A 24,564-nucleotide genomic window follows, 5' to 3' on the forward strand; every position below is an offset into this window, starting at 1 on the left:
CAATCGGTCACATTCTTCACCATAAATGTCTCAGGGATGGCTTGCTAATTGCTGTATCGCACACTAGTAAGTCCAATATATCGAAGCCTGATTGGCTTCAGAACCTAAGCTAAAAGATTTTATGGAAGGAATTGCAATCATGACCTCGGGCGGTGACGCCGCCGGAATGAACCCAGCCGTGAAATGTGCGGTTGATTATTCACGCAAAAAAGGCCTCAAACCATTCCTTATTCGCAATGGCCTGCGTGGAATGATTGATGGGGATATCTCGGAAGCAACCCGCGAGGATGTATCCGGGATCATGCACCGAGGCGGAACGGTACTTCGTTCATCTCGTTCCCAGCGTTTCTTTGAATACGATTACCGCAAGCAAGCTTATGATAATCTCCAGAAGCTTGGTATCAATAAGCTGATCGTGATCGGTGGTGATGGCTCCTTCAATGCGCTCAACCAGTTCTATTCTGATTTCGGCGTGCCGTTCGCCGGTATCCCTGCGACCATCGATAATGATATCCCTGGCACCGACTACTGTCTTGGTGTGGATACGGCTCTCAACATGATCCGTCAGTCTGTGGATTCCATCCGTGACACCGCGACATCCTTCAGCCGTGCCTTCGTGATTGAGACCATGGGGCGCCACTGCGGCTACCTGGCCATGGTGAGTGCTCTCTCAAGTGGTGCGGAAATTTGCTTGGTTCCTGAGGTCGAATACGACCTTGAGAAGATCGGCGAGCGTCTTCGCTCTGATCTGAATGACGGCCGCGACTACATCATTGCGATGGTGGCTGAAGGTACCAACATGGCTGAGTATTTGACCCGCTGGATCAAGATTAACCTGAACATGGATGCTCGTCTCACCGTTCTGGGGCACGTGCAGCGTGGTGGTTCACCTACAGTGCGTGACCGCATCATGGCATACAAGTTTGCAGTCGAAGCCGTGGACGCCCTGCTTGACGGCGAGACCAACAAGATCATGATCTTCCGCGACGGTGACTTTGGTCGCCTTGCGATCGATAAGGTCACTGATAGCAAGGTCGAGCTGAATCAGCAGATCATCAAGCTTGCTGAGCATCTCAGTCACTAAGGCCATTGCAAATTCTCTTAAGTCTTATACTTGCGATGTAGAGTAGAATCGCTCAGAGTCCCCTCTAGCAATTCATCAACAAATCTATGTTCAAACGTTTAGGTAATCTCATCAAAGGCTTTTTCGGACTCTTCGTCGGAGGATTGGAGAAGCGTAATCCTGAAGCTCTGCTTGAAGTGGAGAAGGAGAACCTGCGCAAGCAGATCGCCAAATTCAACCAAGGCCTGGCTACGCATGCCGGTTTGGTGGAGAAGCTAGTCGCTCAAGTGCGTAAGCTGGACAAGGAGGAGAATGAGCTGCGCGCCAAGACTGCTGCTCACCTCAAAGCTGGCAACCGTAAGTTGGCCGGTGAGTTTGCTCTCAAACTCAAGAAGGTGGATGCTGAGCACGATGATGTGAAGGTCCAGTTGGAAGACGCCGAGAAGCGTTACAAGGAGCTGATCCGTGCTCGCGACGTATCCGTGAAGGAAGCTCGTGACAAGATCGAGAGCCTGAAACGCGGTATCGACGACATGAAGGTGCAGAAGGCTATGGCTGAGCTCAATGAGATGGCCGCTGGTATGGTGACCGACATTGGAGGTTCCGGGGATACCTTGAGCCGTCTTGATGAGATCGTCGAAGAAGAGCGCACCAAGGCAGCAGGTCGTGCCCGTGTCGCCAAGGACAGTCTCGATATGACTGATATCTCCATGAAGGAGAGCGAGCAGGATGCTCTTGCTGAAATGGCTTTGGCTGACTTTGCTGCCGCTGAAGGCATGCAGATCGAGACTACGGACAACCAGGCGCCTCCAAGTTCTACTGAGGAGCAGACCAAGTCCTCCGGTACTATGGGGCCGGGCGTGACTGAGTAAAGCTAGCCTGTTAGTTTATCGTTTTTTATCGAAGGGTCTTGCCGCAGGCGGGCCCTTCATTGTTTAGTGATGTCATGAATAATCTTCCTGCTTGGGCGGATGAAGTGATCGCATCTTACGAGAGTGGTGCGGCAGGATGTTTTGTATTACACGGGAATGTGAACGATCGCCTGATCGTGCCGAGGCCTGATGGTTCGTTGCGCCTGGGTAACTTGAGTGAGTTCCTGATGCGTGCACTCTTGCCTAGATTTGACGTAGTTCTGTCTTACGACCTGGGCTTCGGCATGCGTGTCGAGAGGGGCGGGGAGGTTTTCAGTGAATGGCCAAGTCTGGGGGATACCCCTGAACTTCCGCATCTTCCTTTGCCTGCTATTAGGACGCTCACGCACTACATGCAGTATTGCAGGAATCTTAAAATCATGGGCCAGAAGGCGCCTAAGGTGGCGGTGATTGTGCGTCAGTCCCATCTGGTGTGCCCGGCGATTCCTAATCTGCTGAACTATGAGCTGAGTTCGATGGCCTCGCTACTCAGAGGGTGGGCTGCTGATGGTAGACTGTGCGAGTTTGGCCAGGCTGCGTTCTTGATATCTGAGAATATGAATGGCTTGCATCCTCTGGTGGCAGACTGCCCGAATATGGATCCTGTGGAGATCCCCTTGCCGGCAGCCAAGCAGATTTCGGCTACCTTGGAGCTGTTGAAGCCGGATTGTCCGCAGGCGCTGGGAGATTTTGTGGATCAGCTTGACTTGGTAGCCAGCAGGTTGACGGGGGCTACGGTAAGTTCGGTGGAGGCCTTGCTTAAAAGGCGTGAACATGACAAGAAGCCACTAGATGATGATAGTCTGGCGGATCTGAAAAAGGATCTGGTGGAGAGAGATTGTGATGGCTTGATCGATTTCGTGGAGCCGGACCGCACACTGGACGATGTGGTAGGGCTGGATGGCGTGAAGCAGTGGTTGAGGCAAGATATAGAGCTCTGGAAACAGGGGGAACTGGAGGCCTTGCCGATGGGTTATCTCTTCTGTGGGCCGGTGGGCACTGGCAAAACTTATCTGGCCGAGTGCCTGGCGGGTGAGGCAGGGGTGCCTGTGGTGACAATGCGAAACTTCCGTGACAAGTGGGTAGGATCCACCGAGGCTAACCTGGAGAAAATCTTTGCTCTGCTGCATGCGCTTGGGCGCTGTATTGTCTTTGTGGATGAGGCGGATCAGGCGCTGGGTAAGCGCCAGGGTGGATCCGGTGATTCCGGAGTGTCAAGCCGCGTCTATTCGATGATGGCCAAGGAGATGTCCAATACCCGCAACCGGGGTAAGATCATGTGGGTGCTGGCGTCGAGCCGCCCTGATTTGATCGAGGTGGATCTGAAGCGTCCTGGTAGGGTGGATGTGAAAATCCCTCTATTTCCTACTTTGAATAAGCAGGAGGGCTTTAGTCTGATCCGAGCTTTGTGTAAGCGCAGGGATCTTTCCATCAAGGAGGAGGACTTCCCTGTCGTGGAGGCTTTGGTGCCGGATTTACTCACGCCCGGGGCGGCTGAGACGATTTCAGTACAGACCTTCCGTCTGAGTAAAACCAGTGAGCATGGTGATCTAGATGCGCTATTGACTTGTCTGCGTGATTACCGGCCTCCGATTGCCCATGAAACCTTGAAGTTTCAGATGCGCTTGGCGATGGATGAGGCCACTGATGCTTCTTTGATTCCAAGTGATGTAAACATTTAACTTGTGTAACTCATTGATATACAATGTAGACGATTTTCGGATCCGCGTACGGGTGGGGTCTAAAATTTCTTTCAAATAAATGATTTTTTTTTAATGGAGGTAGGGGCGGCTCTATCCCCCGTGGTTACAGGGATTGTGGCATTTTCGTCAGTCTGCGGGAGCGACTGGTGACAAGCTGCTGAGTAAAAAAGATTTGCGAAAAGGGGCCGACGCCTCTAAAAATTCGTCCCGAAGGGTGGAACCCCATGGGAGTTGTTGATTCTCAACAGTTACTGAACAACCACAATTCAAAACAATGATTATGTCTAGTTTACTAGTGAAGTCCGGTCTTAGCCTAGTTGCAGGATTTGCCATGAGCAGCTGCGGCGTTCAGGATGACTATGCGAGTGGAGGATACGGTAAGGATCCTCAACCCGCGGAGCCATCGCCGGCCCTCATCGCCAAGACCGTCACCTACAAGAAGGACAAGCACGGGATGGCTAGCTACAAAGATTCTGATCGCAAGCGCTACGTGCGTACCACTTCCTTCTCCCACATGGAAAAAGAGCCTGGTGCTCCTGGTCGTAAGAATGCAGCCGGTACTATCCTGAAGTACGGTAAGAATATTCGCAGTGCCGCAGCAGACTGGTCAGTTTATCCGCTGGGAACCAAATTTAAGATCAAGGGTCAGCCTTACACCTATGTGGTGGATGACTACGGTTCAGCTTTGGCTAATACCAACACCATCGATATTTTTAAGCCGACCCTCAAAGGGATGAGAGACTGGGGTACACGTAACGTGGAGATCACAGTCGTCCAGTGGGGTTGCTATGAGCGCAGCCGCAGATTGCTCAAAGGTCGCCGTGGCTACTGGCACTGCAGAGACATGTACAACAAGATCGTGAAGAAGGTGCGTAGTGGTAACTACGCCAAGCTTGAGAACGATAACATGGATGCTCTCTAGGCCTGCTTAGCACAGACACCTTTCATATTACCTAAGACCGTTCACTCTCCGGGTGAGCGGTTTTTTTATGCCTAGATGTTTTTCAGCATGCCGTTGGAGTCTCCCACACGCTTCGCATTCACGTTCATACGTTCCAGCAGGGAGAGGTAGAGATTGGTCATGGGTGTTCCCTCGGGGGCGTGGATATATCTTCCCGGCTGCAAGCTGCCGGCACCACCTCCGGCCAGGATGATGGGCAGGTTGTCGTGGTTGTGCCGGTTGCCGTCGGCTATGCCGCCGCCGTAGACGATCATAGTGTTGTCCAGCAAAGAGCCTTCGCCTTCCCGGATTCCGCGGAGTTTGGAGAGGAAGCGGGCGTATTCTTCGATGTAGAAGCGGTCGATCTTGGCGATCTTTTCTAGGTGGTCCTCCTTCTTGCGGTGGTGGGAAAGGGAGTGATGCCCCTCAGAGATACCGATTTCTTGGAAAGAACGGTTCGATCCATCATGGGCCAGAAGGAAGGTGCTGATGCGGGTGGAATCTGTCTGGAATGCCAGGGCCATGAGGTCATACATGCTTCGGATGTGCTCGCGGTAGCTGTCTGGGATGCCGTTGGGCTTTTGTTCTGCCGGGTAGTTGTTTTGAAATTTTTCATGACGGCTGATGCGTTGCTCGGTTTCGCGGATGGCAGTCATGTACTCCTCGAGTTTGTCCCGGTCGCTGGAGCTGACCTTGTGGTGCAGGCGCTTGGCGTCTTCCATGACGAAATCGAGCACGCTTTGGTTCAGAGCGCGACGTTTGGCGTCTTCCTTGGCATTGCCTGAACCGAAGAGTTTTTCGAATACTAGCCGGGGGTCTCGTTCCGCCGGGGCAGGAGTGGTGGCGCTGCGCCAGGAGAGGTTGAACTGGTAGGCACAGGAATAACCGGAATCACAATGACCAGATTTCCGGGGTGGATCTGTGCTGAGCTCGAGGGAGGGAAGTCGTGTGAGGTGGCCAATCTGCTGGGCGGCGATTTGATCTACCGAGACCCCTAGGTGAATTCCTTCACCTGTGGTTTTGCGGGCTTGGCAGCCTGTGAGGAAGGTGGCATTGGCTCTGGCGTGATCGCCGGGGCCGTCTCCGTTTGGGCGAGCCTTGTCGTGGTCGAGTCCGCCTACGACTTGGAAATGCTGGCGTAGCTGGGCGAGAGGTTGGAGTGATTCGCTGAGTCGATAGTTGCTGCCGCTGCCGGTCGGGCGCCATTTGTCCAAGTTTACTCCATTGGGGGCATAGACGAATGCCATGCGCAGCGGGTGTTCTCCAGCTTGGCTGGTGCTCATGTTTTGTCCCAGTGACTCTAGATTGGGGATGGTCATGGCGGCGCCTAGGCCTTTGAGGAATGTTCTACGGTGCATGGTAAGTATGGGGTTTAGTTGCGCTGATACTGGAAGGTGGGACTGTGAACGATGGCGCGTATCAGCGAGTGGGCGCGGTAATCGTTTTGATGGAGCTGCTTGAGAATGGTTGCGATGTGATTGCGGTCTGCGCGCGTAGTGCCTCTACCAAGTGCGTAGGTGAGCATCTTGGCCGTCAGGCTGTGCAGGAATTCCTCTTTCTTGTTTTGGCTCAGTACTTTGAGTAGCGAGTCGGCGCCGGTGAGCTTTTCTCCGGTGACTAGCTGGCCTGAGGTGTCGATGGCTTGTCCGTCGAGTGAGTCTTGCCAGGCGCCGATGCCGTCAAAGTTTTCTAAGGCGAAGCCAATCGGGTCCATTAGATTGTGGCAGCTGGCGCAGGAGGTCTTTTCCCGGTGGAGCTCAAGTTGCTGGCGGAGGCTCAGCTTGTCGCTGTGTGCGCCAGCGTCTTCCAGTGGAGGGAGGTTGGGTGGAGGAGGTGGTGGTGTAATGTGGAGAATGTTCTCGAGTACGAATTTCCCGCGTAGCACTGGCGAAGTGCGAGTCGGTTGCGAGGTGAGGGTAAGAATGGAGGCGTGGGTGAGAATGCCGCGGCGCGGGGTGCCGGCGAGGCTGACTTTACGGAAGTTCTCTCCTGCTACATCCTGAATGCCGTAATGTCTGGCGAGTCGGCCATTGAGGTAGCTGTAGTTGGCGTCGAGCAGGTTCAGGAGGCTTTTGTCCTGCAGGATGATCTCGTCGACCAGAAGTGTGGTTTCCCTCTGCATGTCTCTCCTGAGCTTAGGGTTAAAATCCGGATAGGTCTTGCGGTCCGGGGAGATAGCGTCGAGGTCGCGTAGTTGGAGCCACTGGCCGGCGAAGTTTTTGGTCAGGGCATGAGCGCGCGGGTCCCTGAGCATGCGTTCGATCTGGGAATCAAGCTGCTGGCGCAGCTGGTTCTTATCAGCAAGATCCAGTAGTGTCTCGTCAGGCATGCTGCTCCAGAGGAAGTAGGAGAGTCTGCTGGCGAGCTGGTGCTCAGACACCAGGTGGAACTCGGTGTCGTTCTTGGATTCTTGTGTCGGTAGGTTGAGGAATAGAAAAGACGGGGAGACCAGCATGGCTTGGATAGCTCCTCTGATCCCCTGATTAATCGAGCTGTCTTGCTGGGAGGCAATTTGCTGGGCTAGCTGGACATAGCGCTGGATTTCCTCGGCATTGGTCGGGCGGCGGAAGGCGCGTTTTGAAAATTGCTGAAGCGTGTCGCGGGCGTAATCCTCATCACTGGTGTTTGGGCTGCGAGGTGGGAAGATGGCGTGGTGGCTGGCTGGTTTGTCCCGCTTCAGGCCTGAAGGTCCCACGAGAGTGGCCTTGTGGATCATCAGATTCCGGTCGCGTAGCTTGGGGTTGGGGTGCTCGGGATCCCAATGGTCGTTGATGAAAGTCAGGCTAATGCGGTTCGTGCCCTGCTTGAGCTTGAGTTTAGTGGTGTATTGCTTAGGGCGGTGCATCGGGTTTTCGATGCTGAAGGTGGTGATCGAGGCGTCTGAATGGCCCACTTCGAGCTTGGCGTATTCGTTTCCTGAGCGGGAGGCGGAGGCGGTGACGTGCAGAACATATTCTCCTTCATGCTCTACTTCTTGCAGGATAATGGCGGAGCCCCGGGTGTGCAGAAAAATGCCTTCGTCTCTGACTCTCCCCTCGGTCTGGGCCTTGCTGAGATTGAGGCGGGTAAGGGGTGTAGGCATGGGGCCGATGACGATGGCTTTGTCCAAGGCGAGATCGCTAGCCTTGAGATAGCGATCGATGTGGGCGGGGGACAGCGTGAGGGCGGCATTGATGTTGTCGAAGCCATGCGCGGAGTCGTCAGGTGGCAACATTTCCAAGATGTCCACGTCGACTCCCAAGAGGTCTCGAAGGGTGTTTTGGTATTCGAGGCGGTTTAGTCTGCGTGTGGTGCTGGGGCCCGGATCGTCAGGGGATTCATAGGTGGGGAAAACGGTGTCATTGATCCAGTCGACCATCTGGGTGATCTCGTGGGCAGCAGGCTGTTCCTCGTCCACTGGAGGCATGAGCTGGTAATCTATTCTAGAGAGGATGTGCTCCCAGGTTTTAGGGTCTGAGCGGATGGAGGCCAGATCATCAAAGTCGTCCAAGCAAAGGCCGCCCTTGTGGCTGCCGTCGCCATGGCAGTCGTAGCAGTAATACTGGAGTAAGGGTTTGATGTTCTTTTCCCACTGGGTAGTGAGTTCAGTGTCGCTGAGACCCGTCGTGGTGAGGGGGCTGTCCGGAAGCGGTTCTGCTGAGGTGAGGTTTTTCTGGTGCCCAAACCAAGGCGCAAGGAGCCAGCCTGTGACAAAACAGGAAATCACTAGTGAGCTTTTCAGCCAGAGAGTAGGCGACACTTGGAGCATGCTAACTTAAGCATTACGCAGAGTAATCGCTAAAGTTTCAATCGCTTGAGATTCTTGTCAAATTCCTGGAGCTGCTTATAGTCTGCGCATGTTAAAAGCGGAGCGAGCAAACTGGGTTTTGAAGCGATTGGAGGAACTGTATCCTGAAACTCCCATCCCTCTGGATCACACGAACCCATTCACGCTGCTGGTAGCGGTGCTCTTGTCTGCGCAATGTACCGATGAGCGGGTCAACAAGGTGACGCCGGCCTTGTTCAAACTGGCTGATCATGCTGCGGCGATGCAGCACATACCGGTGGAGGCTATTCGGGAAATCATCAAGCCTTGTGGTTTGTCGCCTCGTAAGTCGAAGGCGATTGCTGATCTGTCCAAAATTTTGGTGGAGCAGTACGGTGGGGAGGTGCCGGAGGATTTTGCGGCTCTCGAGTCTCTTCCTGGAGTCGGGCATAAAACGGCATCCGTTGTAATGGCTCAGGCATTTGGGGTGCCGGCCTTCCCTGTAGATACCCATATCCACCGTCTGGCTCAGCGCTGGAAGCTCACCAATGGCAAGAATGTCGAACAGACGGAGAGGGATCTCAAAAAGCTTTTCCCCAAGGAAAGCTGGAACAAGCTTCACCTGCAGATCATCTTTTACGGTCGAGAGTATTGTACGGCAAGAGGATGTGATGGCACGGTCTGTGAGATCTGTACGACACTCTATCCAGCGCGGAAAACACCTGTCGTCACGAAGAAATGACCGAGAAACTTAGCATATCTGTAACAATTCAGCAGCTTAGATGCTTAAGATAGAGGGTTTAAAAAAAACTATGATTTTTCCTCTAATAAACTATAAATTCAGGGCGTTGTAGTGCGCGAAAGGGTCAATTTCTCCTACTAGGTGCAAAAATCCTAAAATTGCTTCTTTACGAACAGGGGGCGTTTAGTGGAAATAGATACCTCTTTCTGATACTAATATACAGACCAGAACACACACTTACAAACAGTACCAGTCCAAGTACCATTATGAAAAACCTTGCGATTCGACCGCTCAAGACCGTTGGCGTAACCATGGCGACAGGCCTGATGACAGCCCTTCCGCTTATGGCTCAAGATGATAAGCCAAATACAAATGCCCTTCACTCTTACCTTCTCGATGGTGGTCCGCTGACCATTATCATCGTGGCAGTTGGTTTGCTTTCCCTGATCGGTCTGACTGTATACAATTTCATCAACCTTACCAAAGCGAAGTTCTGCCCAGACGATCTCAAAGCAGCCTTGCTCGACCACATGGTGAACTGCCGCGTGCGTTCCGCCATCGAGCTCTCCGCTTCCCACCCAAGTTACCTCGGCCGCATGCTTGCCTATGCGCTTCCAAACATCGACGCGACTCAGCCAGAAGATCTTGGCCGTGACCACGTGGAAGATGCGATTGCTGATTTCTCCATCAACGAGAACCGCAAGCAAATGACCTGGATCAACCTGATCTCACTCGTAGCTCAGTCCGCTCCGATGATGGGTCTCTTCGGTACAGTTTTCGGTATGATCGCAGCCTTCGGTACGCTGAAGACAAGTGGTTCTGCTGATCCAACCGCACTTGCGGGTGACATCTCCGTAGCTCTCTTGACCACCATGTGGGGTCTGGTTGTGGCTATCTTTGCGGTGATCGCTTACTTCTTCTTCAAGGGTCGTTACAACGCTCTTGTAGCTGAGTGCCACCAGTCTGCTGAAGAGCTTCTCAACGCTTCTGTGCAGACCGTGAATGGCGAAGCACATCTTGCTAAGATTCCTGAGGGTATCGCCGTTTAAGCCCTAAGGGCTGTTATGTAGGTCGGGCGGAGAACCACGGTTCCTGCCCGAATCCGAGAAACGCCAGTGATTAACCCAATCAAGGAATAAATATATGGCATCTAATAGATTACGCGCTCTGAATGCTAAGCCTGATGAGGAGTTGAAAATGGACATGTCTCCAATGATTGACATGGTTTTCCTTCTTCTGATTTTCTTCATCGTGGTATCCAGTCCAATGATTGTTGAGCAGGACAGCGCTGTGAAGCCGCCAGTGGCGTACAATGCCAAGAAGGCTGAGGAGAAACATGGTCGTATCGTTGTCAACGTGCGCGAAGACGGAACTTTTACTCCGGAAAAATTCGTCAAGGCTGACAAGACACCAAATATCTTGGCTGATGATGATGCGATCAAGGAGTACGTGAAAGAGGCGCGCGAGCGTATCGAAGCCCAGGGCCACAAGGCTAGACTTCACCTGCGCGGTGATAACAGGGCGCTCTTCAAGTATTCCCGTCAAGTGATCAAGGCAGCCGCTGAAGCTGGAGTGAATCATGTGATCTTCTCGACCTTCGATTTCGCTCAATAACCGAACAAAAATCTCAAGTAACCATGTCTAGAAGAAAACAGGGACCTGCTTTCGAAGAGGATGAACCAGAGTTGGACATCTCGTCACTGATTGACGTGTGTTTCCTCCTCCTCATCTACTTCTTGGTCACTACAACGATCCAGCCGCGTGAGGCGGATTTGCCGATGACTCTGCCATCAGCGAATCCAAGCGACACTCCGCCAGATATCCAGCCAATGCTGATCCAGGTGGATGACAGCGGTGGGATCATCGTGAACAAGGAAGAGCGTCTCGACCAAGGTGCTGTAGGTAAGCAGCGTGAGCTGCCGAAGCTCTCCAACCGTCTTCAGCTCTACAAGGAGTTGGCGTCTGGTGCGGGTACGGAACCACTCGTTCAGATCTCAGTCAGCGGTGAGGCTCCACAGTCCAGTGTCATTGATGTGATCAACTGCCTCGTCGGTCTCCAGATTGACAAGGTGACCTTCACGGACTTCAGCAACTAGCTTTGTCCTCAGGTCTAAGAAAAATTAGCTGACAATCGTTTGCACCGTAGCGAAGATTAGTTTGGCTCATCCAAGGGCGCTTTCTGTAGATCGCGTCCTTTTTATTCTCAAGAAAACCCTGTATCATTCAGAAAATACATTCCTACACACATGAAAATCCAACGATCAGTCACATTTGCGATCACTCTGGCAGGAGCCTCCATGCTTGGTATGGCTCCGGCAGACGTGCAGGCGCAGGACATCAATGAGGCGGTCCCCATGGCATTCAAAGAAATGAATGGCCGTAACTGGGAGAAAGCCCAAAGCATTCTAGCCAAGGTAGTGGACGTCTATGCAGAGCGTGCCAAGCAGCTTTATGGTGGCAAGTTTGGCGTCATCTACTACAACAAGGGATACTGCGAGCTCAAGATCGGTGGCAAGCTGAAGGCTGCCGGTGGTCCAGAGAACCTGGACAAGGCCAACAAGTATTACGAGATGGCCAAGCAATCCTTTGCGAACTGCTACAAGTTCCCAAGTGACGACAAGGGTAAGAATACTTACCACAAGAAAAGTCTCTACTACTGGGGTCAATCCGCCCAGGCCATGGGGGAATACAAAGAGGCGATCACTCAGTATAAGAAGTTCCTCGATGAGCGTGAAGAAGGCCGTGATGAATATGACAAGGGCATCATGGCTCTCAGTCTGGCCATCTGTCACTTCAAGCTGGAGAAGCCTGACATGAAGCAGGGTATCCAGTACTTCGAGACGGCTCTCAACAACAAGGATCAGTGGAATACTCCGGACGAAGCGATCGTTACCGCGTTTCAGGCCCTGACCGAAGCGGTCATCAAGACCAAGAATGAGCAGGCCCTGATTGATTTCCTTAATCAGAATCGTGCGGCGATCACTCTGAGACCGTTCGAGATGGTGAAGTTCACCCCATTCTTCCAGAAGTTGGCTGTCGAGGCCATGGAAGAAGACATGATGTACGCCGCCTTCAATCTCTTTGCGTTGATTCCAGGCACGAAGGTATCCATCAGCGAGCTGGAGCTGCTTAAGAGTGAATTGGCTCTCTATCCACGTGACGGTATCAAGGATGGACCACACGTCATTGCCAAGGCGGACATTGACAAGAATCTTACCAAGCTTCGTACCGAGGACAGAGCGGGTGACCCTCATGAGGTCTTGGCGCTTTCCGCTCTAGCCTTTACGCATGAGAGCAAGGGTAACGTACGCGGTGCCTTTGCCGCCTACGAGCAGCTTGAGCTCTACTTTAACAAGTCCAAGAAGCGTGAAGAGAACCTTTACAACCTTGTGCGTACTTCTGCTCGCATCGGTGAGGTGATGCTTACCGAGCAATATGGCTCTGAATTTTTGAAGAGCTACCCAGGCAGCAAGCATGAAAGCCAGGTGCGTAGCTTCATGCTTTCCAGTCTCTTTGCTTCCGGCGAGTACGAGAAGTGTGAAGAGGTGGCGGGCGCTATGATCGGCCAACTGGCTAAGCCATCCAAGCAGCATGACCTCTGTCTGCACGTGCTCGGTGGTTCCAAGTTCTACCTCGGTAAGTTCGTGGATTGTCATCAGCTCCTTCTGGATCACGTGAAGATGTATCCAAAGAGTGAGTACAAGATCGCCGCTGAGTTCTTCGTGGCCTCCAACCTGTCACGTCTACAGGACTGGAAGCAGGCAGCCCTCAAGCTGGACGAATTCCTCAAGAAGTACCCGGATCCAGCAAAGAACGTGTACATTCCATTCGCTCTCTATGACCGTGCGAATGTCCACTACTCCGAAGGTGAGAATGAGCAAGCTTTGGTGCTTCTCAACCGTATTGAGAAAGAATTCAAAGGAACCTCAATCGAAGAGATGGCCTACAACCTCAAGGGTAACATCATGCAGAGTGATGGTGATCGCGAAGGTGCTCTTACCTACTACAACAAGGCTCTCACACTCGCAGAGCACAAGGGCAATGGCATAGTTGCCAGTGAGTCGCTCAACTACCTCGTAGGTCTCCTTGGTGTGGAGAAAATCGGCAAGGAGCCGAATCCAAATCTTAAGGATGCCCTTCCATTCTATGACAAGTTCTGGAAAGAATACCCGGATTCTCCATACAAGGCACAGGTTGCTGTGTCCGGTATGCCGGCGATGAAGGAGGCGGGTCGTTCTGACGAAGCTCTTGCCAAGTTGCAGGCAGTGATTGCTGAGATGGCCAAGAAGGAGAATCCAGCAGGTCTGGACGCAGCGATTGGTTCCTACACCAAGGCTTATCTTGAGAGTGGCAAGACAGCAGACCAGCTGAAAGACCACTACTACAAGTTCCCTGGCGTTGATTTCAATGATACCAGAACGCTGGCCATGCTGCGTATCGCGATCATTGGTGTCTTCGAAGATAACTTGAAGAAAGCCGAGGCGGCTAAAGATCAAGCTGCGATCAATCTCAGTCAGTCACGTATCAAGGTTCTCTTCAATGATCTGAAGGCGGATTACCCTGTCGAGAAGCTCTCCAACTTCGTGTTGGTGCGTGTGGGTGACTACCTGCGTAAGAAGACAGACAATCCACGTCAGTCTCTTGCCTACTATGACGAGCGTCTGAAGCGCCCGCAGGTGAATGGACGCATCAATGCTCAGTTCGGTAAGGCAGACATTTTGGGTCAGTCCTCCAATGCTGGTGAGCGTAAGCAGGCTGTCACCATCCTTAATGAGGTGATCGAAGCCGCGAACGAAGAGGGCGGTGCAGACCGCAAGATTCGTGACGAAGCTCTCTACCGTATTATTGAGATCAACAACACAGAGAAGGACTGGAAGGCTCTCGCTGAAAATGCTGAGAAGTATAAGAAGGAGTACTCCTCTGAGAAAGCACGTGTCATGTTCCTCTTGGCCCAGGCTTACGAAAGCATGAGCAATGTGGAGAAGGCGATCAAAGCCTACACCGAGGTGTACATTGCTAACATGGCGAACATCGCCATCTCAGCCCCAGCCATCTCACGCTCTACCGAGCTGATGTGGGAAAAGGGTGACAAGCAGAAGGCTTATGAGGCTGCGGCACGATTCATCAACAGCTCTGAAGAGTCCTTTAACAAGATCAAGGATGATCTGGACGATGAGGTGGCTGAGAAGTGGCTCGAAATCCAGACTCGAGTGAAAACCTGGGAAGCAGGCGGTGAGATCAAGACTCTTGAGGAAATCAAGAAGGAGAGAGAAGGCCGATAATCACGATAAGCGAAACCTATAAACCTAGATTCAAATGAAACTATTTAAGACAATTCTCGCAGCGTTTATGGCTCTTGTGCTTGGTGTTCAGGCTCAGAATGAACGTATCTTGATACCAGGTGTTATCATTAAGCCGAACAGCGAGTTCACCAATGTGTACTTGCTTGGTTCTGACAAAGCTAACGTGTACTACGTGCAGAACCCCAGACAGGTAAACATCCAGGCGGAGCGCCTCGTTGGTGTTGCTAACGTTTACATCATGGAGCCACCAGAGTTCCGTGAAGCTATGGCTCTTTTCGAGGGGCGTAAGTATCAGCAGGCTCTTACCAAGTTTGGTGAAGTGAAGCAGAAGTACGACAAGTTCAAGCTAATGCCGAACAACCACTTTACCTTGTCTGGCTATTACGAGCTGGAGTGTCATCGCAAGCTGATGGATCTCGATGCCTTGGCGAAATCACTGAAGGATTTCATCTGGGATCCTATCAAGCGTGCTGATTACTTGCAGCAGATCGAGGTGTACAAGTTCTGGGATGCTGCACGCAGCAAGAACTGGAGACGTCTGGATCTCATGGCGAAAGAGTGGAAGAAGAAGCGAGTGCCGATCTCCATTCGTGCCCAGATTGCCTACACTCACGGTATGGCTCTGGAGGGTATGAAGCAGGAGCAGGATGCTCTTACTGCCTACGCTACAGCAATGACTGCAGACTTCGGTAAGTCCGAGGTCATTGTGAGACAAGCGGCTCTGAACTCCCTGCGCATGTTTGCTGCTCGTGATGAAGTGAAGACCGCGATGCAGCTCTGGGGTACAGATGATGAAGACAAGACAACTGACGGCTATCTCGCTCTGCTGGAAGCCAATGGTCTTGCTAGACTCTATGAGTCCGCAGGTCTAGGCGCTGGCGTAAAGCTGCCAGCTGAGTATGCCAAGTTCCTGAAATTCACTCCTAAAGAGCAGGAAGCAGCGCCAAAGGAATAAGCTTCTGATCTGAAAAGAATTCAATGATTCAAACCCGCTGGTTGCTGGCCAGCGGGTTTTTTGTGTCCTTGATTCGAGATGCTTGCCTGTTTTTGATCCAAGAAATAGCTGAGCTGATGCGTTGAATACTAAGAGGTGAATCGTTACACTTCATGGGACGTAAGTGCTGAGTATACATGGATAGAATCAATGACATGACTGATGGGCTGTTAAAGAGGGTTGCTGGATCTGTCTTAGCTTGTGTGTGCCTCGCTGGGCCCTTGCAGGCCCAGCAGTTCGATGAGGGGATGACCAGGGCTGTGGAGGCTCTGGATGACTCGAATTGGAACGTGGCAATTGAGCGCTTGCAGGAGATCGGGAAATCTCAGCCGGAGCAGACAGTCTATCAGAAAGGGGCGATCAGCTATCATCATGGATACGCCTTGATGAAGCGGGGGCTTCAGTCTGTGGAGAGTGGTCGTGTGAAGGAGGGTGAGCAGGACTTACAGGCGGCCTATGCGATGCTGGATGCCTGTGCCCGGCTGAAGGGTGAAGGGGAGGATCTGAATGTCTACCGCAAACGGGCGCTACTCTATCAGGGGGCAATTTCGCAGGCTCTGGAAAAGTATGATGAAGCACTGGCGTTTTATGATCGCTTTCTGCTGGAGCGAGATCAGCTTAGGGATACTTACGAGCGGGGGGTGATGTTGGTGAATCTGGCCATCTGCTACAGTCTCAAAGCTGAGCCTGATCTTGAGCAAGCCTCTGGTGCCTTCCAGGACGCGGTGACTAATCGAGAGCGTTGGAAGGTTGACGATGTTCAGCTTGTTAGATCTCTGGGGTCCACGATGGAGGCTTATCTAGAGAAAGGAAAAGAAAAGGAGTATGTGGCTCTGGTGGAGGCTTGCCGAGAATCATTGACTGATGTGGCCCGTTCTGGGGAGTCTGTTAGGAGGCAGGTTTTGCGGGTGGCGATTCGTGCTGCTGAAATGGAGGCTTATGATGCCTCGAATATGGTCCTGAGTTGTTTGCCATATCAAATGGCTCCGTGGAATAAAGGGGCGAATGATTTAAATCTGTTAGGTGAAGAGGGGGTGAAGGGTGGTGATGCTGAAGTACTGACACGGGCATTGGAGCTTGCTGCTTATAACGCTGAAAAGCTGGGTAAGGTAGATGAGGCGGTCTCCTTATGCCATGAAATGCTGAAGGGTTTGGAGCCGTCCCCGGAGCTGGATCGTTGTGTGCTGCAGCTGGTGCGTCTTGCGCATCTTGAAAAAAAGGATGAGGAGGTGGTTAAGCTGGCAGACGCTTACCTTGCAAGGATTCAAGAGGAGGAGATTGCACGAGAGCTTCGTGCTTATCTCGCAGATTCTCTACTGCAGCTCGGGAGCTACGATCAAGTGCAGGAGCTCTACCGTGGGCAGGGGCATTTGGTGGCTGATGAAGCATTTCTATTGATTCGAGCGGCCTACTTGGGTGCCAAGTACGCACAAGTGCTTGAGCTGATGGAACAATACCAGGCGGATATCTCGGATAAGCTTAGGCGGGAGGAGGTGAGCTACTATAAGCTTGCGAGTTTGGTGAGGATGCAGTTGTGGCCAGAGGCCGAGGAGTTTCTTGCAGAGCACTATCAGGATCGAGGGGCTGCGGATTCGGAATTTTACCGATTGGCGCATCTCGAGAAAGCCCAGGTTGAGTTTGCGCGGCTTGACTTGGATGCGGCTCAAGAGTCGTTGGCAAGCTTGCTTGATGATCCGGATAAGACTCTGGCGGCTACGGCACTCAATCTGTTAGGGAATATCCAGCAATCGTTACGTGAAAGAAAAGAGGCTAGGGAATCTTACGAGAAGGCACTGAAGCTGGGGCAGGAATTGGGGGAAGATGAGCTGATTCAGGAGTCGTTGTTTTATCTGGTGGCTCTCTTGGGGCAGGAGCAAGTCAATGGGGCAAAGAATAAAAACCTGAAAGAAGCTCTGCCGTATTTTGATGCGTTCATGGAAAAGTATGCTGATTCCGAGTATGCGGCCCAGGTGTTGGTGGCCGGTATGGCTGCCATGCGTGAAGCTGATCGTTCAGGCGAGTATCTGACGCTCTTCCATAAAGTGATTTCTCAGATGTCAGCGCGTGATCGAACTCCGGGATTGGAGTTGGCTATGGATACCTATCTATGGTTGCTTCAGGAGGAGGGGAAAACCTTCTCGGAAGTATATCAGGAGCTGAGCAGATGGCATCCTCCAGTACGCTTGTCCGCAGTGTATCGCGATGCTTTCGCTCGGGCGTATGATGGTTTTGAAAACAAGGCAGAGGGTAAAAAGGATGCTTCGAGAGCTCTGCTGAATGATGCCAGAAGAAGGATCCTGATGAAGGACCTGATCGCTGACTATCCCCCTGAAGCATTGGCGCCCTATATCATGCTCAATGTGGCAAGCTATCTCGTGGAGGAGACTGATACGCCGGAGCGTGCTTTGCTTTATTACGAAGAAGTGATCAAGCGTGGAACGATCCGTGAGCATATTGAGGCGCAGCTGGGTATGGCCAAGTTGTTGAACAAGCGTGATGAGGACGGTGATAAAGAGCGAGCTGAGCTATTACTGCTGGATGTCATCGCTCGGAGTGCAGGTGATGAAATGGGGGATGAAGCTCTGCTTGTACTCGTCGAGTCCTATGCGGCTCGTGGCCGGTGGCCAGAGGTGACGCAGTGGGCTAAGCGATATCTCGAGCAAAAGGGGCATGATGCTAAGCGGGCGAAAGTTTCTTATATGCTCGCTAAATCCTACGATGAACGAGGGATGTTTGAGGATGCGATTGTCTCATACGGCCAGATCTATGCGAGTTATTTGAATAGTCTGGAGATATCGGCTCCGGCTGTAGAGCGTCTGGCTCGTATCACCTGGGAGCGTAATAAGCCCGGGAATAGCCCTGCAGATGCTGATAGGCAGATCGCCTACCAATTGGCACACAGGTACTTGGGTTTGACCAAGGAGGTCTACGAGGATCAAGAAGATCTGCTGTCCGAAGGGGCTAAAAAGTCCTGGAAGGCGATCGAGGCCCTTGTCGATCAGTGGGAGAAGAGCGGTGAGATCAAGACTGTGGAGCAGCTGCTTGAGGATCGCAGAAAGGGGAAAAAGTCATTCTAGTGATCCAGCCTTCTATCCAGAAAGATGTTATGAGGCACAAAAAAACCTCACCTTGCTAGCAAGGTGAGGTGATCAGATTGTTCTGCAAGTAACTTAGAGAGAGTTCTTGAGAGTGGAGGAAGCTTTGAAACCAACGGTCTTGGAGGCCTTGATCTTCATTGCTTCGCCAGTCTTAGGGTTACGACCCATGCGAGCTGCACGCTTCTTCACTTCAAAAGTACCGAAACCGATAAGTTGGACTTTTTTGTCTTTCTTGATGCCTTTTGAGATGGAATCAAGAACGGCTGCAAGAGCGTCTTCTGCTGCACGCTTAGTTGCGTCTTTCCCGAGGGCTTTTTGTACTGCTTCGACAAGTTCGGCTTTATTCATAGCGATGTCTTTTTCGCCAACTTGCAGTGTTTTGTAAAGATAAAATAATATAAAAAGTTTCCTTGAGCTATAAGGGTTTTAGGCTTGTCAAACGGCGAAAAATAATAGTAATCGCGTAAGCTATTTTACCAACTATAGGGGATTAACAGTTGTTAGAGTCTGTTAGGTTTTCTAAGTGTTGTTCCATGATGTGTGTTGGTGATGCGAAAATGAACCCAAAACGAAATCATGCCGACCACTCATAATACGTTTCTAGACCACGCAGAAATTATCGCGTCGACATGTCGTGCGATGCCGCTTGATGAAAGTCTGTTAGAAGTAAGGGATGATGTGTCCAAGGCTATAGAGCGTGGATATTTTCTGCCGGATGAAGATGAGCGGTTGAGGGAAATGTATCGCCGCTATCTGCGTACACGCACTGTATTGCTTGAGTCTATCGTGGCTCTGGAGCCTTTCGCTATTGGCAGAGAGGAGATGGAGTGGGAGGATCGTATGTGTACCTTTGCAGCGGCCTTTGCTGCGGCAACGGTTCTCGTGCGCAGCGCGAAGTACATTGTGGATATCGCAGCGGATCAGTTTTTGGTTTGGAAAAAGTTGGATGAAGCAGAGCTGCGATATGGTATCGCTAAGAACTCGTTTTCGGCGGTGTTTAAGAATCTCACCTCATCGCGAAGGATGTGGAGATTCTATGAATCGATTCGTTTCTATGAGCTGCATAAAGAGGAGATTTATGCCCTGGCTGAGCAGGGCGGGGTGATTGCTGAGCTTGTAGAAATTTTAAAAGAGGAGGAGGAATTTTTAGAGTTTCGCAAGCGTGACTACCTCAAAAGGCGCCTTCGTTACACGCTGCACTCCTTTGTTCGGAGGCATCACACCGGCTATAAAAAGGCGATGTTTCACATTTTCCGGCTCAGTGGTAGCGCGATTGCGGAGATGAAGCAGCCAATTATTGCGCAGATGAAGGCGGGCAAGCGGGTGACGCCGCGGGTGCTGGCTAAGGCCTGGTCCGTGTTGCAACCGGGTGACATTATTATTACCAGGCACGATGATGCGATGAGTAATCTCTTCTTGCCGGGTTTCTGGCCACATGCCGCCTTCTATATAGGTAGCTATGAGCAAAGGGTGCGAATGGGGCTGGAGGATGAGCTGGGCTTGGAGGCCGATGTGGTGGAGGCCAAGAAGGACGGGGTAAAATACCGGAAGCTGGCAGAAACGCTCACGGTGGATGCTTTTGTGATTTTGCGCCCGAAATTGAATGAGGCTGAGCGGCTGGAGGCGGTGCGCAAGGCGATGAGTCATGCCGGCAAGCGCTATGACTTCCTCTTTGACTTCAGTCGTGCGGATCGCCTGGCCTGCACGGAGGTGGTCTATAGGTCTTACCATGCGGTGGGAGAGGTGAGCTTCCAGTTACAGGATCATGCGGGCAGGAAATGTCTCTCTGCCGAGAATATGCTGGATCAGGCGATAAGCTCTGGAAATTTCGAGCCAGTGGCGATTTATGGGGTGCGTGGAATCAAGGTTCAGATGGGCGAGGATGTCAGACCGATTCTGCAGGGGAGCTACAAATCCTGCTGGGATTGAGGGCCTGATTAAGGATTCCTAACAAACTGTGTCAGAGTAGTCACGGCCGGGATCGGTGGATAAACTCTCTCGAAATCAGGGCTTTAACCGGACTTTGTGAAAAATTTCACAAATAGGCTTGCTCCGTTTTAATTGGGGGGTTATTCAGCGGGCGCCCGCCGTAATGGCGATCCGAAATCATGGCTAAGAAAACAATTTTTTCCGCACTCTTTTTCCTGTTAGCGTCAGTAGGTTACGTAGCTGCTGACACGGTTGCAGATACTGCTCATGCTGGTCATGATGCTGTCGAGCATGCTGAGCATGGTCATGATGATGCTGCTCACGGTGAGCATGGCGAGCACGATGCCCACGAGGGTGGTGTTCACAAGCTTCCGCTGCATCCGGAAGGTGCCCTGCACGATGATAAGTCACATCCGCTTGGTATTCTGACTAACTCCATGATTTCTGTCTGGATCGCGGTATTGATAATCGTGCTTTTCTGCCGCGCAGCAGCAGGTAAGCTCTCCATGATTCCTCAGGGTTTCCAGAACTTTGCTGAGTGGTTGATTGAGTCTCTCTATAATTTCTTCGGTGGTATTCTCGGTGAGCACTTGGTGAAGCGTACCTTCTGGTTCTTCGGTTCCACTTTCCTTCTGATCATCTTGGTGAACTATCTTGGCCTTCTTCCTGGTGTGGGTACTATCGTTCGTTTCCGTGAGGACGGCTCCTTTGCTCCAATGCTTCGTGGTGGTAACGCAGACGTAAACATGACTGCTGCGATGGCCTTCACCTTCGCAATTCTCTGGTTCTACTGGGCGATCACTGAGAATGGTTTCAAAGGGTTTATGGCGCACATCTTCGCTCCTAAGGGTAAATTCGGTGGCCTTATGATGGTGATGATGCTTCTGATCTTTGGCCTCGTTGGTGTACTTGAAGTGGTTTCCATCGGTATTCGTCCGGTTGCTCTCACCTTCCGTCTCTTTGGTAATATCTACGGTGGTGAGCAGACTCTTGAAATTCTAATGGGACTCGGCGGTGACTATCTCGCCTTCCTGCCAGCACTTCCCTTCTACTTCATGGAGCTTCTCGTGGGTGGTGTTCAGGCTCTCGTGTTCACCCTCCTCAGTGCCGTATTCCTCAAGCTGATCTGTGAGCACAGTGACCACGATCACGACGAAGAGCACGCAGAGGCTCACTAATAAAACTTTATCCAATTTCAGGAATCAGACTCATAGCATAGCGACCGTGGGGGGTTCCGGAAGACAACAACAAAAACAACAAACTAACTAATTATTATGTTCACTAAGCCATTCGCAATCGCGCTTGCAGCACTCGGTGCAGCCATCGGTATCGGTCTCGTAGGTTTCAAAGCTACTGAAGCTACTGGCCGCAACCCAGGTGCAGCTGGTCCTATCCTTACTCTTGCGATCATTCTCGCAGCTCTTTGTGAGGGTATCTTCATTCTTACTCTCTTCGTTGCTTAATTGCAGCCAAAGACACCAATTTATCTGCCGCCGCACTGGGCGGTGGCAGATTTTTCCAAACCGCTTTAGAAAGCACCTCACCATTTTTTAAATACATATCACGGTATGATCACGACACTCGCAGCAGATGCTAATAAGTTCACAATGCTCACGGAGCAATTCGGTGTTCATGGGCCATGGTTGATTGCTCAGGTAATCAACTTCATCATTGTGATCATTGTTCTCAAGAAGTTCGCCTTCGGTCCAATCATTGAGATCCTCGAGAAGCGTAAGAATCGCATCGCTGAAGGTGAGGAGAAGCTTAAGCGCATTGAGACTCAGCTTGCTGAGAGCGAAGAGCGCACCGCAGCCGCCCTTGAGAAGGCCAATGCAGATGCCAAGCGCCTCATCGATGAAGCTAAGGAGAGCGCCGCTAACCTGACTGAGCAGAAGTCCCAGGAGGCTATCGCTTCCGCTCAAGCCATCCTTGCCAAGGCAGAGGACGCAGCTAAGGCTGAGCGTGCTCAGATGGTCAACGAGCTTAAGGCCGACTTCGGTAAGCTGGTAGCAGCAACCACAGCCAGCGTAACTGGCAAGGTTCTCACCGAAGAGGATAAGAAGCGTATCAACGATGAAGCCGTTGCCAGCGTGCAGGGCTAATCTCCCCAGAATTTTTTAAGAAGCTAACTAGCCATGAAAGTAAGCAAGGATGCCGCAGCCGCCGCACGCAGACTCTTCAACCTCTGCATGACCGAGCAAGGTCTGGACGAGGACAAGCTGCGTACAGTGATCAAAACGATCGCCGATAAGAAGCCACGCAACTACCGTGGTATCCTCTACACCTTCAAGCGTCTCATTCGCCTGGAGCTGGCTAAGAAGCACGTAACCGTCGAAAGCGCCGAAGAACTCACTGCCGATACCAAGCAGGCAGTGGAATCCAAGCTCACAACAGAGCACGGAAGCGGCCTCACTTTCGAATACAAGGTCAACCCCGCCCTGCTGGGCGGAATTCGCATCCGCAAGGGTGATGACGTATGGGACGGCAGCATCAAGGCTCGTCTCGATCGCCTCGCCTCTGCGTTCTAAACATCAGAAAACGAAATCCGCCTAAACAAACAACCGGGCAAACAACAATCTAACTAATAAAGAAGCCATGAGCAGCATCCTTCAGGAACTCGAACAAGAGATCGCTAACGTAACGACCTCTGTTTCCAAAGCCAACGTCGGTACCGTCCGTGAAATCGGTGATGGTGTAGCCAAAGTAGAAGGTCTTAGCGACGTTCAACTTAATGAGATGATCGAATTCCCAGGTGGAGTGACCGGTCTTGCGATGAACCTTGAAGAAGGTGAAGTAGGTGTCGTTCTTCTTGGTGAGTACCTTCACCTCAAGTCTGGCGACGAGTGCAAGACTACAGGTAAGCTTCTTTCTGTACCAGTAGGTGAAGCTCTCCTCGGTCGTGTGGTAGACACCCTTGGTGCACCAGTGGACGGCAAGGGCGAGATCGAAGCAGCTGCTCAGTACCCGATTGAGAAGATTGCTCCTGGTATCATTAAGCGTAAGTCCGTTTCTGTTCCTGTTCAGACCGGTATCATGGCGATCGATGCAATGGTGCCAATCGGCCGTGGCCAGCGTGAGCTTATCATTGGTGACCGTGCGACAGGTAAGACTACCATCGCGATCGATACCATCATTTCCCAGGCTAACCAGAACCGTGCTGCAGAGCAGGGTAAGCTGAAGAACCACAAGCCACTTTACTGTATCTACGTAGCGATCGGCCAGAAGGCTTCCAACGTGGCCCGCACCATGGCGACTCTCGAAGAAGCAGGTGCCATGGAGTACACCACTATCGTTGCTGCTTCCGCATCTGACTCCGCTGCTAACCAGTACCTCGCGCCATACACAGGTTGTGCGATTGCTGAGTACCTCATGGATCAGGGCAAGGACTGCTTGATCGTATTCGATGACCTTTCCAAGCACGCTGTAGCTTACCGTCAGGTATCCCTCGTTCTTCGTCGTCCTTCCGGTCGTGAGGCGTATCCTGGTGACGTTTTCTACCTCCACAGCCGCCTTCTCGAGCGTTCCGCACGTCTCTCCGAGAACGCAGGTGGTGGTTCCCTCACAGCTCTTCCAATCATTGAGACACAGGCTGGTGACGTATCCGCATACATCCCGACTAACGTGATCTCCATCACAGACGGTCAGATCTTCCTTGAGACTGACCTCTTCTACCAGGGTATCCGCCCAGCGATCTCCGTTGGTCTCTCCGTTTCCCGTGTGGGTTCCGCAGCGCAGACCAAGGCGATCAAGAAGGTGTCCGGTACAACCAAGCTTGACCTTGCTCAGTTCCGTGAACTTCAGGCCTTCGCTCAGTTCGGTTCCGATCTGGACGCAGCTACCCAGAAGAAGATCGAGCGTGGTCAGCGCATCGTTGAACTCTTCAAGCAGAACCAATACTCCCCACTCGCTATGGAGATGGAAGTTGCGATTCTCTTCTCCATGCAGAACGGCTACTTCGATGATGTAGCAGTGGACCGCATCAAGGACTGCCAGGCAGCTCTCGAAGAGTTCCTCACCACACGTAAGGCTGACGTCCTTCAGCTCATTGCTGACGAGAAGGCAGTTACTGACGGTGTCAAAGACGCCCTCACACAAGCCCTCGACGACTTCAAGGGTTCTTGGAAGTAATTCCAAAT

General features: G+C 51.9%; 20 protein-coding genes. 17 read left to right on the forward strand and 3 right to left on the reverse strand.

The window, feature by feature from the left end; translation table 11 throughout:
* The first annotated feature begins 121 nt into the window (after positions 1-121).
* The 4 genes from BUB27_RS03450 to BUB27_RS03465 all read left to right on the forward strand — a co-directional run bounded on the left by BUB27_RS03450 (position 122) and on the right by BUB27_RS03465 (position 4,599).
* Entirely contained in the window at positions 122-1,084 is a 963-nt protein-coding gene (locus BUB27_RS03450; protein ID WP_143158143.1) for a 6-phosphofructokinase, read from the forward strand.
* 86 nt (positions 1,085-1,170) lie between these two features.
* Positions 1,171-1,935: a PspA/IM30 family protein gene (locus tag BUB27_RS03455; RefSeq protein ID WP_143158144.1), complete on the forward strand. Its 765-nt coding sequence runs from the start codon at positions 1,171-1,173 to the stop codon at positions 1,933-1,935.
* 74 nt (positions 1,936-2,009) lie between these two features.
* Complete coding sequence (locus BUB27_RS03460) at positions 2,010-3,656, forward strand: ATP-binding protein (RefSeq protein ID WP_143158145.1); 1,647 nt, start codon at positions 2,010-2,012, stop codon at positions 3,654-3,656.
* 301 nt (positions 3,657-3,957) lie between these two features.
* Positions 3,958-4,599: a 3D domain-containing protein gene (locus tag BUB27_RS03465; RefSeq protein ID WP_159434782.1), complete on the forward strand. Its 642-nt coding sequence runs from the start codon at positions 3,958-3,960 to the stop codon at positions 4,597-4,599.
* A gap of 71 nt (positions 4,600-4,670) precedes the next feature.
* Here the strand turns inward: BUB27_RS03465 and BUB27_RS03470 are convergent, their stop codons facing one another.
* Together BUB27_RS03470 and BUB27_RS03475 are read right to left on the reverse strand one after the other, a co-directional pair.
* Positions 4,671-5,975 (reverse strand): DUF1552 domain-containing protein, encoded by a 1,305-nt coding sequence (locus BUB27_RS03470; protein ID WP_143158147.1) that lies wholly within the window; start codon positions 5,973-5,975, stop codon positions 4,671-4,673.
* Positions 5,976-5,989: 14 nt separating this feature from the next.
* Complete coding sequence (locus BUB27_RS03475) at positions 5,990-8,365, reverse strand: DUF1592 domain-containing protein (RefSeq protein ID WP_143158148.1); 2,376 nt, start codon at positions 8,363-8,365, stop codon at positions 5,990-5,992.
* A gap of 88 nt (positions 8,366-8,453) precedes the next feature.
* Here BUB27_RS03475 and nth point away from each other — a divergent pair, with 88 nt between their 5' ends.
* From nth to BUB27_RS03510, 7 genes are all read left to right on the forward strand, one after another.
* Positions 8,454-9,104 (forward strand): endonuclease III, encoded by a 651-nt coding sequence (gene nth, locus BUB27_RS03480; protein WP_143158149.1) that lies wholly within the window; start codon positions 8,454-8,456, stop codon positions 9,102-9,104.
* Positions 9,105-9,370: 266 nt separating this feature from the next.
* Positions 9,371-10,153: a MotA/TolQ/ExbB proton channel family protein gene (locus tag BUB27_RS03485; RefSeq protein ID WP_143158150.1), complete on the forward strand. Its 783-nt coding sequence runs from the start codon at positions 9,371-9,373 to the stop codon at positions 10,151-10,153.
* Positions 10,154-10,247: 94 nt separating this feature from the next.
* Positions 10,248-10,718, forward strand: coding sequence for an ExbD/TolR family protein (locus tag BUB27_RS03490; RefSeq protein WP_143158151.1), 471 nt, complete (start codon positions 10,248-10,250; stop codon positions 10,716-10,718).
* Between the two features lie 23 nt (positions 10,719-10,741).
* Complete coding sequence (locus tag BUB27_RS03495; RefSeq protein ID WP_143158152.1) at positions 10,742-11,200, forward strand: ExbD/TolR family protein; 459 nt, start codon at positions 10,742-10,744, stop codon at positions 11,198-11,200.
* A gap of 150 nt (positions 11,201-11,350) precedes the next feature.
* On the forward strand, positions 11,351-14,386 hold the full coding sequence (locus BUB27_RS03500) for a tetratricopeptide repeat protein (RefSeq protein WP_143158153.1): 3,036 nt from the start codon (positions 11,351-11,353) through the stop codon (positions 14,384-14,386).
* Between the two features lie 34 nt (positions 14,387-14,420).
* Entirely contained in the window at positions 14,421-15,362 is a 942-nt protein-coding gene (locus tag BUB27_RS03505; protein ID WP_143158154.1) for a Mul1B family putative transporter subunit, read from the forward strand.
* 176 nt (positions 15,363-15,538) lie between these two features.
* A complete protein-coding gene (locus BUB27_RS03510; RefSeq protein ID WP_143158155.1) occupies positions 15,539-18,478 on the forward strand; it encodes a tetratricopeptide repeat protein in 2,940 nt (979 codons plus the stop codon).
* A 93-nt stretch (positions 18,479-18,571) separates the two neighbouring features.
* On the opposite strand, the gene BUB27_RS03515 is transcribed toward BUB27_RS03510, so the two are convergent.
* Positions 18,572-18,847, reverse strand: a complete 276-nt coding sequence (locus tag BUB27_RS03515) for an HU family DNA-binding protein (protein ID WP_143158156.1) — start codon at positions 18,845-18,847, stop codon at positions 18,572-18,574.
* A gap of 228 nt (positions 18,848-19,075) precedes the next feature.
* Here BUB27_RS03515 and BUB27_RS03520 point away from each other — a divergent pair, with 228 nt between their 5' ends.
* From BUB27_RS03520 to atpA, 6 genes are all read left to right on the forward strand, one after another.
* Positions 19,076-20,428 carry a YiiX/YebB-like N1pC/P60 family cysteine hydrolase gene (locus BUB27_RS03520; RefSeq protein ID WP_143158157.1) on the forward strand — a complete coding sequence of 451 codons (1,353 nt, stop codon included), beginning with the start codon at positions 19,076-19,078 and terminating at the stop codon, positions 20,426-20,428.
* Between the two features lie 179 nt (positions 20,429-20,607).
* Positions 20,608-21,606: a F0F1 ATP synthase subunit A gene (locus BUB27_RS03525; RefSeq protein WP_143158158.1), complete on the forward strand. Its 999-nt coding sequence runs from the start codon at positions 20,608-20,610 to the stop codon at positions 21,604-21,606.
* Positions 21,607-21,702: 96 nt separating this feature from the next.
* Positions 21,703-21,891, forward strand: a complete 189-nt coding sequence (locus BUB27_RS03530; protein ID WP_143158159.1) for an ATP synthase subunit c family protein — start codon at positions 21,703-21,705, stop codon at positions 21,889-21,891.
* A 105-nt stretch (positions 21,892-21,996) separates the two neighbouring features.
* Entirely contained in the window at positions 21,997-22,530 is a 534-nt protein-coding gene (gene atpF / locus BUB27_RS03535) for a F0F1 ATP synthase subunit B (protein ID WP_143158160.1), read from the forward strand.
* Between the two features lie 33 nt (positions 22,531-22,563).
* The gene (gene atpH / locus BUB27_RS03540; protein WP_143158161.1) at positions 22,564-22,956 is read left to right on the forward strand and encodes an ATP synthase F1 subunit delta; all 393 of its coding nucleotides are present in this window, start codon (positions 22,564-22,566) and stop codon (positions 22,954-22,956) included.
* A 67-nt stretch (positions 22,957-23,023) separates the two neighbouring features.
* Entirely contained in the window at positions 23,024-24,556 is a 1,533-nt protein-coding gene (gene atpA, locus BUB27_RS03545; RefSeq protein WP_143158162.1) for a F0F1 ATP synthase subunit alpha, read from the forward strand.
* Positions 24,557-24,564: the final 8 nt, after the last annotated feature.

The sequence above is a fragment of the Rubritalea squalenifaciens DSM 18772 genome, assembly GCF_900141815.1.
In the GTDB taxonomy this organism is placed as follows: Bacteria; Verrucomicrobiota; Verrucomicrobiia; order Verrucomicrobiales; family Akkermansiaceae; genus Rubritalea; species Rubritalea squalenifaciens.